Source organism: Bacillus sp. L75 (genome assembly GCF_003676355.1).
Taxonomy (GTDB): Bacteria; Bacillota; Bacilli; order Bacillales; family Bacillaceae; genus Bacillus; species Bacillus velezensis.
The window spans coordinates 1-261 of sequence record NZ_ML064981.1; the positions used below are offsets into that span (position 1 = coordinate 1).

At 39.8% G+C, this 261-nt stretch carries 1 protein-coding gene; it reads right to left on the minus strand.

Translation table 11 applies throughout. The features are described 5' to 3' along the window. The coding region (locus tag D5S11_RS20040; protein WP_206504745.1) for a hypothetical protein at positions 1-261 on the minus strand (261 nt) is incomplete at both ends.

Consider the following 261-nt stretch of genomic DNA (forward strand, 5'->3'; position numbering starts at 1 on the left):
TATCTTCACCAACCATAACTTCCAATTGTAAAGTTAAGTCGGTATTTTTCTCGATTTGTGATTCTGACTCTTTACGAAGGTCCGATGCTTCTTGCCACTTCTTAGTACAATCAGCTTGCATTGACTTTATGTCGTCAAATGATTTCTTCCATTCTTGAACAACTTCAAGGCTGTGGTCTTCACCATCTAAGGTTAAACTTTCCCCGTCACCGTCTTCGGATTCATCATCGCTTGCTTCATCTTCAGTTTCTTCCGTTTCTT